Source organism: Kitasatospora sp. MY 5-36 (assembly GCF_001182915.1).
Classification (GTDB): Bacteria; Actinomycetota; Actinomycetes; order Streptomycetales; family Streptomycetaceae; genus Kitasatospora.
Map to the genome: position 1 here is coordinate 1 of NZ_LFVW01000543.1, position 391 is coordinate 391.

Here is a 391-nt window from a genome sequence, read left to right on the forward strand (position 1 = left end):
ACTACAGCTGCTCCGTCCCGGACGGGTACACCTGTTCCCGGAGCGGCGGCAGCGGGGACAACACCGCGGTCACCTTCAGCATCGGGCGCAGCCGGGCCAAGGCCGCCGCCGCGGAGATGCCCAGCCTGACCAGCGCCTCCCGGAGCACGAGCATCAACCTGACCAACAACTCGGGGAAGCTGCTCACCCGCTCCGGCGCGAGCCTGCAGTGGGGGATCTGGTCCGACAACATGATGCCGCCGTCGATGGTCCAGCCCGGTGTCACCGCGAAGTGGGCGAGCGAGTCCGAGGGCGTGATGACCGGCACCGAGGGTGAGGTCAGCTTCAACGTGGCCGGGGAGCAGAACCAGGTCAAGGTGCACTGGAACAACCCGTACTGGGGCAGCAACGG

1 pseudogene is annotated in these 391 nt (G+C 68.3%); it reads left to right on the forward strand.

The features are described 5' to 3' along the window. A pseudogene (locus tag AE652_RS29550) lies at positions 1-391 on the forward strand (aegerolysin family protein); the annotation flags it as partial.